Source organism: Streptomyces sp. NPDC050528 (genome assembly GCF_044457795.1).
Classification (GTDB): Bacteria; Actinomycetota; Actinomycetes; order Streptomycetales; family Streptomycetaceae; genus Streptomyces.
Window position 1 is genome coordinate 1 of sequence record NZ_JBITHH010000012.1, and the last position, 15,229, is coordinate 15,229.

General features: G+C 68.2%; 9 protein-coding genes. All 9 read left to right on the plus strand.

Features of this window, described 5'->3' with window-relative positions:
- Positions 1 to 569: 569 nt before the first annotated feature.
- The 9 genes from ACIBK4_RS35415 (at position 570) to ACIBK4_RS35455 (ending at position 15,111) form a co-directional block, all read left to right on the plus strand.
- Complete coding sequence (locus ACIBK4_RS35415) at positions 570 to 2,960, plus strand: Helicase associated domain protein (RefSeq protein ID WP_399001500.1); 2,391 nt, start codon at positions 570 to 572, stop codon at positions 2,958 to 2,960.
- A 57-nt stretch (positions 2,961 to 3,017) separates the two neighbouring features.
- Positions 3,018 to 5,108, plus strand: a complete 2,091-nt coding sequence (tap, locus tag ACIBK4_RS35420) for a telomere-associated protein Tap (RefSeq protein WP_399001502.1) — start codon at positions 3,018 to 3,020, stop codon at positions 5,106 to 5,108.
- Positions 5,109 to 5,112: 4 nt separating this feature from the next.
- Entirely contained in the window at positions 5,113 to 5,670 is a 558-nt protein-coding gene (gene tpg / locus ACIBK4_RS35425; RefSeq protein ID WP_399001504.1) for a telomere-protecting terminal protein Tpg, read from the plus strand.
- Between the two features lie 259 nt (positions 5,671 to 5,929).
- A complete protein-coding gene (locus tag ACIBK4_RS35430; protein ID WP_399001506.1) occupies positions 5,930 to 6,523 on the plus strand; it encodes a toll/interleukin-1 receptor domain-containing protein in 594 nt (197 codons plus the stop codon).
- A 445-nt stretch (positions 6,524 to 6,968) separates the two neighbouring features.
- Positions 6,969 to 8,828: an ATP-dependent nuclease gene (locus tag ACIBK4_RS35435; protein ID WP_399001508.1), complete on the plus strand. Its 1,860-nt coding sequence runs from the start codon at positions 6,969 to 6,971 to the stop codon at positions 8,826 to 8,828.
- 625 nt (positions 8,829 to 9,453) lie between these two features.
- Positions 9,454 to 10,755 carry a DNA-binding protein gene (locus tag ACIBK4_RS35440; protein ID WP_399001511.1) on the plus strand — a complete coding sequence of 434 codons (1,302 nt, stop codon included), beginning with the start codon at positions 9,454 to 9,456 and terminating at the stop codon, positions 10,753 to 10,755.
- A gap of 245 nt (positions 10,756 to 11,000) precedes the next feature.
- Complete coding sequence (locus tag ACIBK4_RS35445; RefSeq protein WP_399001513.1) at positions 11,001 to 11,846, plus strand: TnsA-like heteromeric transposase endonuclease subunit; 846 nt, start codon at positions 11,001 to 11,003, stop codon at positions 11,844 to 11,846.
- Positions 11,843 to 14,089: a transposase gene (locus tag ACIBK4_RS35450; RefSeq protein ID WP_399001515.1), complete on the plus strand. Its 2,247-nt coding sequence runs from the start codon at positions 11,843 to 11,845 to the stop codon at positions 14,087 to 14,089. Before ACIBK4_RS35445 ends, ACIBK4_RS35450 begins: the two co-directional genes overlap by 4 nt.
- Positions 14,083 to 15,111, plus strand: a complete 1,029-nt coding sequence (locus ACIBK4_RS35455; protein WP_399001517.1) for a TniB family NTP-binding protein — start codon at positions 14,083 to 14,085, stop codon at positions 15,109 to 15,111. Before ACIBK4_RS35450 ends, ACIBK4_RS35455 begins: the two co-directional genes overlap by 7 nt.
- Positions 15,112 to 15,229 lie beyond the last annotated feature (118 nt).

The window sequence follows — 15,229 nt, forward strand, 5'->3', positions numbered from 1 at the left end:
CCCGCGGAGCGGGTTATGCAGCGCTGGCGCGCTGCATAATGTGCGAATTTCGCAAGCGCAATTCGAATTCCCGCGTAAACGCGGGAATGGAATTCCGTAAACGGAATTCTGAAACGGAATACAATTCGCGCAAGCGCGAATTGGGGGCACCCGCGCTTGCGCGGGTGCCTGGGCTGGCAGCAAGGGGAGTGCATCGCGTGCGGGACTGTGTAGGGTCTGGGATTCGCAGCTACCACCTCTGCAGCGTATGTGACGGATCGTCGGCCTGACGAAGTGCCGGCCCCACCGTAGTGACGGGCTCCGCTGCGCTCCACCCGAACCCCTCCCCCGTTCTCAACTGCCCGTACGCAACCCCACCGAACCTCGCGAGCATACACCCCGATCGGTCACGGGAAGGCGGGAATCGGCCATGTGCCACCCTAGAGTGCGGAAGTTGACGCAAGAGTGATGCATCATGCTTGTGCACTGTGTAGAGTCTGGGAACAGACAGCATCACCCCTGGGCCTTTCGCCGCTCCGGGAATCTCCATTCTGATACGCGCATCATTCCGCGAAAAGGAGAACACGGGAATGGCCGTGAAACTACGTGCCCACCAGATCGAGGCCGTTGCCGCCATTGTGCGCGGTCTCGATATCCCGCCGGGCGGGATTCCCGTGAATGGCCTGCGCGGACAGGTACACGCCGCGTGCGGAACGGGAAAGACCATCATCGCGGCTACGGCGGCAAAGCGGCTCGCGCCCAAGGGGCGCATTCTCGTTCTGGTGCCGACGCTGGATTTGCTGTCCCAGACGGTTCAGGCGTGGAATACCGCCGGGCACACGGGTCCGGCGGTCGCGGTGTGTTCTCTCCAGGACGACCCGGAATTGTGGAATCTCAAGGTCCGGAGCACCACTAATCCGGTGCAGCTCGCCCTGTGGCATGGGCAGGGGCCGGTCACTGTCTTCGCGACGTACGCCAGCCTCGGTGTCCTTTCCGAGGCGTTCGAGGGCGTCTACGGGCAGCAGTTGTCTCTCATGGACCTGACGGTGGTTGATGAGGCCCACAGGACCAGTGGCTCGATGGGTAAGGCCTGGGCCGCGGTGCACGACCAGGGGGTCATTCCGTCGGTGCGCCGGCTGTACCTGACGGCGACGCCGCGGATCTGGGAGGAACGGCTGAACCGGGAGGTTGCTGAGGGGGTGCGTGACCGGCTGCCGCGGGAGATGGCGGCTTCCATGGACGACGAGAGGGTCTTCGGGCCCGTCCTCTACAAGCTGTCCCTCGCATCTGCTGTGTCGCGCGGGCTGCTGGCGCGGTACCAGATCATCGTCCTGGAGCTCCAGGACCCCGTTGTCACGCCCGAGCGGCTGATGGGTGAGGAGCGGCGCAGTGAGGAGGTGCGCGGTCAGCGGCTCGGGGCCCTGCAGGCCGCGCTGTTGCACACGATGACGCAGCACGACCTGTCGACATGCATCACCTTCCACCACCGCACCATCGAGGCACAGGCATACGCGGAAGGCCTGGAGCGCGTGGCGGCCAAACTGCACGCCGACCAGCCCGAGCGGTACCCGGCGCAGATCTGGGCCGACTGGCTCTGCGGCGAGCACGTACCCGAACGCCGGCGCGGAGTGCTGGGCAAATTCGGCACCACGGCACTGCGTGCCATTCTCTCGAATTGTCGCGTATTGGGTGAGGGCGTTGATATTCGCGCCGTGGATTCCGTGGCTCTCCTGGACCCCAAGGGCGCGCCTCACGATATCGTGCAGGCCATCGGGCGCGCTTTGCGTCAGAAGCCCGGACAGGGCAAGATCGCCTCTCTGATCGTGCCGGTATTTCTCCAGCCCGGGGAAAAGCCGGAAGACATGTTCACCTCGGGATCGTATCGCCCGTTGGTGAAGGTATTGGAAGGTTTGCGCGCTCACGACGAAGAAGTAATCGAATTGCTGGCGATCCCCCAGGAGCCGCAGAAGGACATGGTGCAACCGTCCCAGTACATCGGTACGCCGCCCGAGGAAGGCGAGGACGAATCCCGCCTGCTGCTCCGCTTTGCCGCCCCCAGGGATCCGGTGATGGTCGCGGACTGGGTGTCCTTCAACGTCATCGACACCGAACGCCAGGACTGGGCCCGCGGCTGGGCAAAGCTGAAGACATACGTCGAACGGGTCGGGAACGCGAGGGTGCCCTACGGACACCGCGAGGGCGCGACACCACTCGGGCAATGGGTGGCGGAGCAGCGACGGGCGTACAGGGCCGGGGAGATGAACGGGCAGCGCGCGCAGCGCCTGGAGCGGCTCGGCATGGTGTGGTCGATGGCCGATGAAAGGTTCCAGGAGAACCTGGAAGCCGCCAAGGCCTACTACGACCAACACTGGACCCTCTGCGCACCCCGGACCGCCACCGCGCTGAACAGACCATTGGGAATGTGGCTCGCAAATTTGCGGCGTCCTGGCGCGCTCGACGACCACCCCGAATGGAAGACAGCACTCGAAGCCGTCGACGAAGACTGGAACCCCGCCTGGCCGGCGGACTGGCAACGCCACTACGCCGCACTACGCGAACTCGTACGCGACGAAGAAGGCCAGCCCGACGTCCTGCCCGGCGTCACGGTCCACGGCATGGACATCGGACGATGGGCCGCGAAACAGCGCCAACCGGCGGTGTGGGCTTCGCTGATGGGCGGGCAGCGCGAACGCCTGGAGCAACTCGGCATCACACCGCCCGCCCCCGAGGCGCAGGCGCCCGCGAAGCCGACCACGACGCCCCTGGGAGCCTTCGAACGGGGTATCGCAGCCCTGGCGCAGTACAAGGCCCGGGAGGGCTCCGTGACCGTCCCCAGAGGCCACACAGAGCAGTTGGAGGACGGGGCAGAAGTCCGACTCGGAGTGTTCCTCAGCAACAGCAAAAGCCGCCGCGCGAAGCTCACCGTCGACAAACTCGCCGCGCTCGCCGCGCTGGGGTTGAAATGGGCACAGGAAGGTTAAGGAGTGGGATAAGTTTTTGGTTAAGCCGTATCGGGTCCTGATGTGAAGGTACAGGGAATGGCATCTGAGGAAGAGCTGTTCGCGTCCGTCGACGCTCTGTTGAACGAGGAGCCGCATCTCCCGCCTCCGGCGGAGCGTGCCCGGCTGCGTGAGGCCGCTGGCATCACCCAGACCCGCCTCGCCACCGCGTTGAAGACGACGACCCAGTCGGTGAAGAACTGGGAGAACGGCCGCTCGGAGCCAAAGTCGCCGCGCCTGGATGCCTACCAGCGGCTGCTGAACGGATGGGCCGCGAAGTACCCGGCCCACGGAGCTCCCGCTGTCACGCCCGCCCCAGCTCCCGCGCTCAACCCGGAACCGGTTGCGGAGACGTTCACCGGCCCGGCCGTGCCCGAGGCGCCCGCCGTAGTGGAGGTGCCCGTCGTCCAGGCTGAGTCGGCGACGTCGCGCCGTCCGGCGAAGAAGCGTTCCGCGCCCGTAGCCGACTCGCGGTTCCCGCACGGTCCGCTCGCGGTGCTGGACGGTGACGGTTCCGCGTACGGCGTCGACGGCATCGTGCTCGACTGCCCAGCGACTAGCATCCCGGAGTTGGTGGAGTGGACACTGCGCGAGTCCGGCCTCGGGGCTGCGAAGCTCAACCGGTACGGCAAGGACTCCGACCCGCTGATCGTGCTCACCGCCGCGGCCGCCGTGAAGCTGGGGCTGCCCGAGCGCCTGGAGGGTCACGAGCAGCGCCGTTCCCTGCGCCTGCCCGAGGATCACCCGGTGGTCAAGCAGGTGGCGAAGGCGAAGTGGCAGTTGACGCAGCGTGGCTTCGGCCCGTGGGCAAGGGTCTACCGCAAGGCGCAGGGGCGTGAGCGGCAGTGCGTGCAGCTCGCCATCCTGTCGTGGGACGCCCTTGATGAGCGGTCGTGGCCCGGCGTCTGTGAGATGGAGCCGGCCGACATCGCCCGCGTCCTCGGTGTCTACGCGACCCGGGTCATCACCCCGCGCGGCTCCACCGCCGTCTCGGGCCTGGAGTTGATGACGGCGCTGCGCCCGCCGACGAAGGCCGTGCAGGACCCGACGACCGGGAACTGGGTGTCCGGCCACAACGCGGGCTCGCTCGGCACGGAGCCGATGGACCCGGCGCCGCCGGAGGCCACCCCCGAACACCCCGTCGTCGTGAACAGCGGCTGGACCGGCGGATTCCTCAACGAAGAGGCGTACCAGTGGGTGCGCTCGGTGGACACGCTCAGCGATGAGGAGTGCACGCTGCCCTTCGCGGTGGGCCTGGACCTCAACACCGCGTTCCTCGCCGCCGCGGCCCGCCTGGTCGTCGGCCTGTCCGCGCCCGACCACTTCCACGCCCCGAAGTTCAACCCGAAGATCCCCGGGAGCTGGCTGGTAGACCTCTCCCACATCGAACTGGACCCGCGCCTGCCGTCGCCGTTCACCCCGGACGGCACCCGCCCGACCGGCCCGGCCTGGTACCAGACGCACACCGTCGCCTACGCCCAGGAACTCGGCCACGACGTCCACCCGATCGAGGCGTACCTGCGCCGCGAGACCGGCGCCTACCTCGACCCCTGGCACGACCGATTGAAGAACGCCTACGTCGACACCCTCGCCGACCTCGGCGTCACCAAGGACCTGGACGACCGGGCCTTCCTCGCCGCGATGGAGCAGCACAAGCAGATCGACCCGGCCCTGACCGCCGTCCTCGCCGCCATCAAGGCCACCGTGAAGGGCGGCGTCGGCAAACTCCGCGAGCGCCCCCAGGGCAAGTCCTACAAGGAGGGCGAGCGGTGGCCGGCCCTGGAACGCCCGACGTGGCGCCCCGACATCCGCGCCGCCGTCATCAGCAAGGCCCGGGTCAACATGCACCGGAAGTTGAACAACATGGTCAAGATGACGGGCCTGTACCCGCTCGCCGTGCTCTCCGACTGCGTCGTCTACCCGAGCCCGGGCGACAGCCCGCTGGACTTCCTGCCGTACGCCGCCAGCGGTAAGCCGCAGCCCGGCGGGTTCCGCCTCGGGCCCACGCCGGGCCTGGCAAAGCTGGAGGGCGTCCAGTCGATGCTGTGGGCGGTCGACCTGATGGAGCAGGGCCTCAACCCGGCCCGCCACATCAAGGGCGGCGACGCCGTCCTGGACGAAGGAGAGTAAGACCGTGGGGGAGATCGACGACGCCATCGAGCGCGCCGACCGGGAATCGTTCACCCGCCAGCCGCCCAAGACACTCCAGGCCCGAATCAACTTCCTGATGAAGCAGCTCAAGACGACCAAGGCCGTCGCGGCGGAGCTCGGGGTCAGCCAACGGTCGGTGGAGCGCTACCGCAAGGGAGAGCGCAAGCACCCGCCCAAGGCGATCGCGGACCGGATCGACGACGTAGTACGGCAACGGTGGCAGCCACAGGTACGCAAACGCCGGCAGAAGCAGGCCGCCACCGCGACCGGGATCACGGTGGAGACGAGGGCCCGCTTCGGATACACCGCACCGGTCGGCACGACCGACGACGGACGCTTCCGCCGCCTCACCGTCCACCTCCCCCCGGCCTACGCACAACGCCTCTTCGACGCCCGCAACACAGGCGCCGGCGACCAGCAAATGCGAGGGATCATCGCCGAAGGCTTTAAAGAGATCTACTTCCAAGACGGCGGAGGCCGCGCCACAGGACTCTCCGACGTCACCCTCAACGACATCGACTACCTCGACCTCGACTACTAACCTCACGCCCACCGGCGGGCCCCACACCCCGATGTGACTGAGCGTTTTAGTTGGCGGATGAGCGCTGTACCTGGCGAGGTGAGCGCTTGCGGTCCAGCAAGGCGGCAGGGCGGGCGCACCTTCGGGTGCGCCTTCTCTGCTTTCTGGCAACTGCGAGCCCCCGACGGCACCTTGCGCACCCTGCGGGCCGGAGTGCGGATGCGAAAACGTCATCTTGACGATAACCTGTGCTAGGTCTTTGGGCTGACAAGGAGCAACAGTGCGCGCGTTCGTTTCCCATAACCATAAGGACAAGCCTGCCGTTCGCTCCTTCGCCACGAAGCTGCGGTTGGGCGGCGTGGACACCTGGTTCGATGAGTGGGAACTGAGCCCCGGCGACTCCATTCCTGGCAAAGTCGGGGTCGCCTTGGACACGGTCGACACTGTGCTCGTCTGCTGGTCCGAGCACGCCAGCACGTCGGAGTGGGTCAAGTCCGAGTTGGATACTGCGATCATCCGGCGACTGGAAGACGGACTCAGGATCATTCCGGTTCGTCTGGACGACACGCCACTCCCGGCGCTCCTGCGCCCCCTGTACTGGGTCTCCGTGACCGAAGACGACGACCAGACCGCCGTCAACAAGATCTTGGGCGTCGATACCACCGGGTTCCTTCAGAGCGTCCAACAGCTCCTGGACGAGGCGACTATCAAGGCCGTGTCCTTTCACGGAGCCGGCGTCTACGTGATCTGCCCCAACTGCGGCGCCCCGCCAGCCAAGCTCGAACAGTGGGGTGCGACCGACCCCGAACGCGGAGATCACTACGCCGGGGTGCGCTGCACTGAGTGCCGTTGGGAGGAGGGCGGCGAGGTGTAGCAGGTTCGTGCTTGCCGCGACCAATCGCACCTCGGCACAGCCGCTGTGCCGGGGCCAAGGCGCGTCCTCGCTCAACCCGCCAACTGAAGCGCTCAGTCACACCCGACTGAACCGACCTCCCCACCGTCCGCGCCCCGGCCCCACCCGCTCATCCATCTGACCGAACGGCACGCCGCCAGCATCACGCTTCGATCCGCGCTGAGATCTCCGTCCTCTGGTCACTCACGTGAGTTCGACGGCTTGGCGCTCCGGATGGGCAGTTGCTTCCCGACTGCCGCTCGAGAGCAACACGTAGCCCAGAGCCACCAAGCGCACCTTCGGGTGATGGCCCTCCCCCACGTCCCGGCAGGCGCTAGAGTTCCATCTCGTTGTAAATGGGGGCGTTACACCGACGCGTTGCTGGCTGCCCACCGCACGCGCGCGTGCCGTACTGCAAGGGAGCAGCGTGCGACTCGTCGAACTCAGCGTCAGCAACTTCCGTTCGTTGGGCCACGTCGAGAGCATTCCGATCCACAAGCAGACGATCTTGACCGGGCACAACGACTGTGGGAAGACAGCGACCCTAGACGCGATCGCGGTCCTCCTCGGTGAACGCAGCATCATCGATAGCGACATCTCCGATTTCGCCGAGGCTGAGCCCGTGCGCGCAGCGTTGCCCGCGGACCAGGACGAGGAGCAGCGTACGGTCACGGTCGAAGGCAGATTCGCTCTTTCTGCGGCGGAGGAGAAGGCGCTCGGCACGGGACCGTTTCTGCGGGTGCGCCGGCGCTATGTGGAGGGTGGGCGCAGCTGTCTGGAGTGGTTGACGGAGGTGCCGCGGAATCCGGCCCTGCGGGACATCACCCCTCTGAAGGCCGGCGAGTTGAGGGACCTGGCCTCTGAGCTTGGGCTCAAGCTGGCCGAGGGCAAGCCGAACGTGAAGGACAGCTGGGCAGAGCTGCTCAAGGAGCACGCCGCCGGCACCGACGACAAAGTCACCGACTGGGTAGTGGCGCCCGAGGCGGTCGCTTCTGCACTTCCTCAGTTGCTGTATTTCAAGGGAGATGCGGCCGAGTCTCCCGAAGCAGTCGTACGCAGCATCCTGACGGCGAAGCTGCGTGAGTACACGTTGCGGGAGGAGACCCGGAAGAAAGTCACGGATCTGGAGGAGGAGTTCGCCGCTCTCCTCAAAGACGACGTCGTCCGGTTACAGAAGCTGGTCGAGGAGCGGTGCGCATTCGATGCCTTCACCGTGGACCCGGGCGTCCAGTTCCGGCCGACCGTCAACAGCCTGTCGTTGACCGCTGCAGCTCCGGGCCAGCGGGCCGTGTCGTTGACAGCAGCAGGTTCTGGCCGGTCACGCCGAGTTTCCCTGGCGCTGTGGGAAGCCAGTCAGGAACTGCTGTCGGAGGATTCCGACGACAGTCCCGGCGTGATCATCGCCTATGACGAGCCCGACACCCATCTGGACTACGACCACCAGCGCCGCATCATGCAGATGATCAAGGTGTCGGCATCGGCCGAGCAGTCCACCGTGATCGTCGCCACCCATTCACTGAACCTGATCGACGGCGTCGACATCCAAGACATCGTGCACCTCAACAGCCGGGACGGACGAGCCTACGTACAGTCACTCGGCGCAGAGGACAGCGACGAGGACACCCGGCGCTTCATGTCGAACATGGCGGTTTCCCTGGGCTTCCGCAACAGTGTCCTCCTGCACGAACGGTGTTTCGTCGGCGTGGAGGGTCCCACCGAGTACGCGGCACTGCCGGCACTGTTCAAGCTGGCGTTCGGCTACCCGATCCAGTCCGCGGGCATCGCACTGTGGGACTGCGGCGGCAACGACGGCGCCCTCAACTTCGCCAAATTCCTCAAGAAGCACAAGCGCACCGTCATGTTCCTGGTCGACGGCGACTCGATCCGCGACAAGGAAAAGGAGTTCAGCCTCAATCGTCTGGAGAAGTACGGTTTCGCCGAGAAGGACTGCCTCTTCCTCGGAGACCCGAACGAACTGGAGGACGTCTTCAGCGACGATCAGTGGGCCGACACCATGAACGCCGAATGGCCTCGCAAGGACGAACAGCAATGGACGTCCAAGGACGTCGCGGACCTGCGCCGGACCGGCAAGTTCAGCAAGTCGCTTCACACCCTGCTGTACCAGCACTCCGAGCAGGCTCCGCGTAAAAAGGAGAGCATGGTCGTCGAGCTGGCACAGCGACTGCGGCAGCCCTCAGATGTTCCGCCAGCCCTGGTGAAGTCGTTCAATGACGCGATCAAGGTCGCCAGCGAGGCTGGGCTGCGTCACTGGTCCGAGGACGAATGAGCCAGCCGCGCTGAACGGCGGGCTTTCATCCTGCTCAGACGCTGCTCACGGGTGGGCGCCTCCCACGAGTGCACTCCAGCAGAAGCCACCCACCGTCGGCCGTGTCTGCTCTTTTCCTCACCGCACCACCGGCACCCGGACGGCGCGGGTGGATCTGTATGCCGAACACGCACGGCCATGGCACACACCTCAACACTCTCCACTCGGTCCGTCACTGGCGTACTCAAAGAGTCCCACGGAGCACTGACAATCGGCAGAGCGAGAACCCAGCCGAGCAGGCAGAGATCCGTACCGGTCTGTGCAACCTCCCGCATCTGTCAACGCTGTCCCGAAGAAGCGATGCCGGCCAGCCTCCGGTGCATCACCGTACGGAAGCTTGGAGTGTGTCGACCTGCGTCGACAAGCTCCAGGTAGACACTTGGGCTTGGCCGCATCGTGCCCTCGAGCCACTGCTTGGCTCTGCGGGCCCCCGAGAAGCCCCTTCACCTACTGCGAAAAAGCCCACCCGGATCGGCGAACACGAGACCGTAGTGAAGTGACCCATCGCCCCGCCCTCCTGCGGACAGCCCCCCTGCGGGGGGAGACGACCTCGTCGCTGATCTGCCGCATCGCAAACCGCTACAGGATGGAAGCGAAAGTGCTGCGGTTGTGCTGGCAGTGGCGCAACTACCCGCCTGGGCACGACGGCGGGGGCGCGCGGGCCGACGCCGAGGTGCTGCTCAACGCAGCCGGACGACAGCTCCTGGCAGGCCTGTGCGGCGTCGAGGAAGACGTCCTGGCGCGGGCATTGCCGTCCTGGGGACAGGAAGACGCCAAGCTGTCGGCCGGAAAGAACGGGGTGCCGGCGGCGGCGTGGCGGACCGGCGGCGCGGTCGCCGGGCCGGTCGCCTTCGGCTGCCGCCTGTGCACCGCCGGGCGCACGGGGACGGCCGTGCGGGTGGTGCGGTACGCGCCGCGATGGGAACGGGTGTGCCTCCGGCACCCGCGGTGGCTCCTGGACGCGGACGCCGACCAGCCGCTTGAGCATCTGGACGTGCGGGGTGTGCCGGAGGTAGCCGCGGCGCAGCGGCGGTGGGCCGGTGTGGCGCGGCGGGCAGCACGGGCCGGAGCAGAGCCGGAGAGGGTGTTCGCACTGGCTTATGCGGTGGTCGCCCGGTGGTGGGAGCAGGCCCTGCACTGGGAGCGCGAGACCATCTGGCCGGGGCGGCTGCATCAGGTCGCGGGCGGCAACGCCGGGGCGGAGCTGGAGTGGTGGCGGATCGTGGGGCGGGACGCGGTCGTCTTCCCCGAGGTGGTGGCTGTTGCCGACGCGCTGCTGGACCCGGCCATGGCCGAACTGGTGTGGGCCGACAGTGGTGCCGGGCGGCCGCGGGGGCTGCCTGCCGACGGGGCGTTCTGCCGCAGGCTCGGTGAGCGGGTCGGGCGGGAGTGGCTGGGGCCGTTGGCGGCGACCGACTACGGCGGCCCGCTGACCTCCTGGATGGGCGCCGTCATCCGCCTCCGCCGCGGCGCCGGCGGACCGCCCGGATACGACAACGACCCCTGGTGGCTGCGCCAGGAACACCAGCCCGCCACCATGGCCGGACAGCTGCGGGTACTGGGCAAGGAGAAGAAGGCGCCCGGCTCGGGGACGATGTGGCGCGCGACGGTGCCCGCCGAACAGCGGGCACTGATCACCAGCACGATCAAGAACGCCGAGGAACAACTGTTGCAGCTGCGCGGGGTACAGACCGGGCCGACCGCCGACGTCGCCCAACAGCTCCTCCGCACTCTCCGCCACAGCGCCGCCCTCATCGACAACGCCTGGAAGCGGACCGCCCTGCTGGCGGTGAACGCCGGGATGCCTCTGGAAGAGGTCGCCCGGTGGGCGGGAATGCCCGCCGCGGAGCTGTCCCGGGTGCTCGCAGCAAGCCGTACCGAAGGCTGACGCCGGCGGCGGCTGAGCAACGACCCTGGCGCCACAGTCCGCTCTGGGAGCGGCAAAGGGCGCCGAAGAAGGGCGGACCGGCAGCCGGAAAGTGCAGGAGTTCGCACTGACACCGGCGAGCTTGGGTGGCATCCTGGCCCGCGCACGCAGCCCAACAGGCTTGCGAGGTAACGCAGTTGTGGCGGTTGGGGGTTACCGGCCGGTTCTCCTGCGCGGCAGGTCAGGCATGGCGTTGTGTGGAGTTCGTGATCATCGACAGCAGCCAGGAGGCCACATCGTCCGCGGTGCCCGGGGCCGGGTGCCGCATCCCCGAGCCGCACAGTACGGGTGGTGCTGTTCGACGCGAAGAAGCTGCGGCTGTAGATGCCGGCCTGATCGATGTGCGCTTTCGAGACCCTCTGGGGTGCTCGCGTCAGGTCCCGTGGCTTGAGGCTGCGCAGGACGTCGTCTTCGAGGAGAGTCCTGCGGTACGGCCTTTCCCCGTCCGGTCCGGGCGGCGTGTGGCTCCGGGCTGGTGGTGGTCGTCGACGACCTCGCGGCTGGTGGCGTACGGGTCCGGTGTCATGCGGACCCAGCTCATGCTGCTGGACCGGGAACCGGCGGTGGTGGCGCTGGCCTGTCGGCCAGTGGAGCTGGTGTGGCGTGAGGAAAGCAAGGCCGTCGGTCATGCGCCGCAGCTGATGGCCAGGCTTCAGGACGGCAGAGGCCTGTTGCTCGACTGCGCCGGACGCAGCGGACCCTCTGTCCGGCTGGCGGCGCGGGCACGGGTTGTGGCGGCTGCCGCCAAGGCAGCGGGCTGGTCCTACCGGCTGGCGGGGCCGCCGGATCCAGTGTTGGTGGCCAATGTGCGGTGGCTGGCGGGTTACCGGCATCCCCGGTACGCCGCAGGGCCGCGGATGCCAGCTCTGGCGGAGGTGTTCGCCAGTCCGCGGCCGGCGGTGGAGGCGGTGTGTGAGTTGGGTGACCCGATCGCCGTGTGGCCTGCGGTCTTTCACGCGCTGTGGAGCGGTGTGCTGCGGGTGCGGCTGGACGAGCCGCTGCACGAGCGTGCCGCCATCTCGGTCGCACGGCAGGAGGCCGAAGCGGCGTGACGCAGGCGGTTGTCGAGGTCGGGGCGCGCCTTCGCTACGACGGACGGGTATGGACACTCGCCGTGCTGGAGGGCGCCCGGGCCACGCTGGTGACCGACGAGGGCGCCTCGGCGGTGGTGCTGCTGCCCTACCTGTTCGCCGATCCGTCCTTCGAGGTGGAAGGCGGACCGGCGCCGGGGAGCGTGCCGCCGTTCGGCCTGCTGGAGGCGCTGCCGGAACAGGTGCGGGAGCGGGCTCTGGCGTGGCAGCGGCATGTGCGGGAGGTGGAGACCGGCTTTCCTGACGCGGTCGGGCAGGGCGCCCCGCGTGAGCAGTTCGATCCGGCGACACGGAGCCTGGCGCAGCGGGAGCGAGCCAAGGCCGAGGAGTTGACGGCGGCGGGCTGGGCGGCGAGTGCGGCGACGGTGCGCCGGATGCGGGCGCGCTACCGCAGCGAGGGCTTGTGGGGGCTGGTGGACGGCCGGGCGGCGCGGGAGCGATCGGCGGTGGGGCGGGCCGACGAGCGGGTGGTCGCGGCAGTCAGGAAGGTGCTGGAGGGACAGCGGGAGCGGTCGACGGGCACGCTGGTGCGGCTGCGCCGACGGGTGGGGTGGCTGCTGGAGGAGGAGTACGGCGCCGGGGCGGTGGCCCTGCCTCCGGCGTCGACGTTCAACCGGCTGGTGCACGCGGTGGCCGACGGACAGGGCCTTTTGGGGACGGCGGCGCAGCGGCGGTGGCATGCGTCGCGGCCGGCACCTCCCTTCACGCCGACGGTGGCACTGCGGCCGGGCGAGCTGGTGATGCTGGACAGCACACCGCTGGATGTACTGGCGGTGCTGGACGACGGGGTGACCGGCCGTCTTGAACTGTGCATCGCGCTGGACGTGGCGACGCGCAGCATCTGCGCCGCGGTGGTGCGTCCGGTGGGCACGACGTCGGTGGACGCGGCGACGCTGCTGGCGCAGATGGTGGTGCCTGCGGCGATGCGGCCGGGCTGGGATGCGGCACTGTCCATGCAGCGGTCGGTCATCCCCTACGAGCGGCTGATCCCGTTGGACGCGCGGCTGGAGCAGGCTGCCGCCCGGCCGGTGATCATGCCGGAGACGGTGGTCGTGGACCAGGGCCGGGTGTACGTGTCGGCGTCGTTCGTCTCGGCGTGCGAGAGCCTGGGGGTGTCGGTGCAGCCGGTGCCGCCGGCGAACGGCCCGGCAAAGGGGAACGTGGAGCGGACCTTCCGCGCGATTGCCGACGGGTTCAGCCAGTACCTGCCGGGCCACACCGGCTCGGACGTCTCCCAGCGGGGCGCGGCCGCGGAGCAGGATGCCTGCTGGAGCCTGACGCAGCTTCAGGAACTGCTGGACGAGTGGGTCATCTGCGGGTGGCAGGAGCGCCGGCACGAGGCGCTGCGGCACCCGATGATGCCGCGGGTCGCCGTCTCCCCGAACGAGATGTGGGCGGCTTTGGTGGCGTTGACGGGGCATGTACCGGTGCCTTTGTCCGCCGATGATTACGTCGAGCTGCTGCCTCTTCGGTGGCAGGCCGTCAACGACTACGGCGTCCGCTTCAGCTACCGCACCTACGACCACCCCGGCCTGAACCCCTACCGGCGCCGCCGCTCACCGCGTGCGGACAAGAACGGACGGTGGGAGGTCCACCACAACCCCTACGATCCGAACCGGGTGTGGGTGCGCCTGCCCGAGGGATGGCTCGAGGTGCCGTGGGTCCACGCGGGGGCGGTGAGGCGCCCGTTCACCGCGTTCACCTTCGACCACGTCCGCCGTACCGTGGAACGCCGGCATGGCCGTGAAGAGCACGAGGCAGCGATCGCCCAGGCACTCGATGAGCTGCTGCGCCGTGCCGGCCAGGGACTAGGCAGCAGGCGAGAGCGGACGGTAGCCGCCCGGGCCCAGGCGGCCGCGCAGATGACCGATCCCTCCCCCGCCACCACCCCGCAGCAGTGGCCTGCTCCTCTCGCACCGGGGGCCTCGTTCGGGCTGCCCGGTTCCTTCACCGTCCCGCTTCAGGATGCTGACGGCTGGGACGCCGACGACAGCCTGGACGACATCGAGGACGACCCGGACGACGAGGACTACCTTCTCGCCGCCCTCGCCGACGGCCAGGACGCCGCGGCAGGCCGCGCGGATGAAGCATCCGAGCCGACGGCCGAAACGCCCCGGGACCAGGCCGCTGAGCAGACACCGGGCGCCACCGGGGCGGGCGGCATGCGCATCTACGACCCGTACCAGGAGGCCCAGGCATGGTGACAGCGGCCCAGCCCGCCACCACGAGCACGTTCAGTCCGCTGACCACGTGGGACGGATGGCAGCAGTTCGTCGACACGCCCCACGCACCGGCACGGGACGCCGACGACCAGGAATGGACGCTGGAGCAACGGGAGGACTACCACGCACGGTTCGTGGTGCTGAAGACCCCCGCGATGGACATCATCTCCACTGCGGTACGCCGCCTGCTGCTGCTCAACCGCGGCCAGCAGGGCGGAGCCAGACGCGGCCTGATCATCTCCGGGCCGGCCACCACCGGGAAGACCACCGCGATGCAGCAGCTCGGGCGCACCGTCGAACTCGCCGACCGGCGCCGCCACCCGAACCAGGACGAGCGTCTGCCGGTTTTGTTCATCACGGTGCCGCCGTCCTCCACGCCGAAGATGCTCATCAGCGAGTTCGCCCGCTTCCTCGGCCTGCCGATGCTGGAGCGGATGAACCAGATCCAGATCACCAACGCCGTGTGCGAGTTGCTGTGCGAGATGGGCACCCAGCTGGTCCTGGTCGACGACGTACACCTGATGGACACCCGCAGCCGGGCCGGCGCCGAGACCTCCGACCAGCTGAAGTACCTCGGCGAGCGGATCCCGGCCACCTTCGTCTACTCCGGCATCGACGTCGAATCCTCGCCGCTGCTGACCGGTGTGCGCGGCTCCCAGCTCGCCGGCCGCTTCAAAATCGTGCGCAACCAGCCGCTGCGCCACGGCAGCCCAGCCGACAAGCAGATCTGGCACGACCTGGTACACAGCATGGACAGCGCCCTGCGGCTGCGCCGCCACCGGCCCGGCACGCTGCTCACGCACGCCGCCTACCTGCACGCCCGCACCGGCGGCCGCATGGGCAGCCTCTCCCACCTCATCCGCGAAGCCGCCCTGGTCTCGCTGCTGGACGGCACCGAGAAGATCACCAAGAAAATGCTCGAACAGATCGAGCTCGACAGCGCCGCCGAACAACGGGCCCGGGCACCGCACCGCCGCCGGATGCCCTCGCAACGCCAGCCCTGACTGCCGGCGTCTTCCTCAACCGTCCGTCCCGCTCCCCCACTTGGCCGCTGCTCGGATGCCAGCACATCCGAACCCTCCAGGAACGACCTCTGCCCCCTCATGCACGACTCTCTTCCAC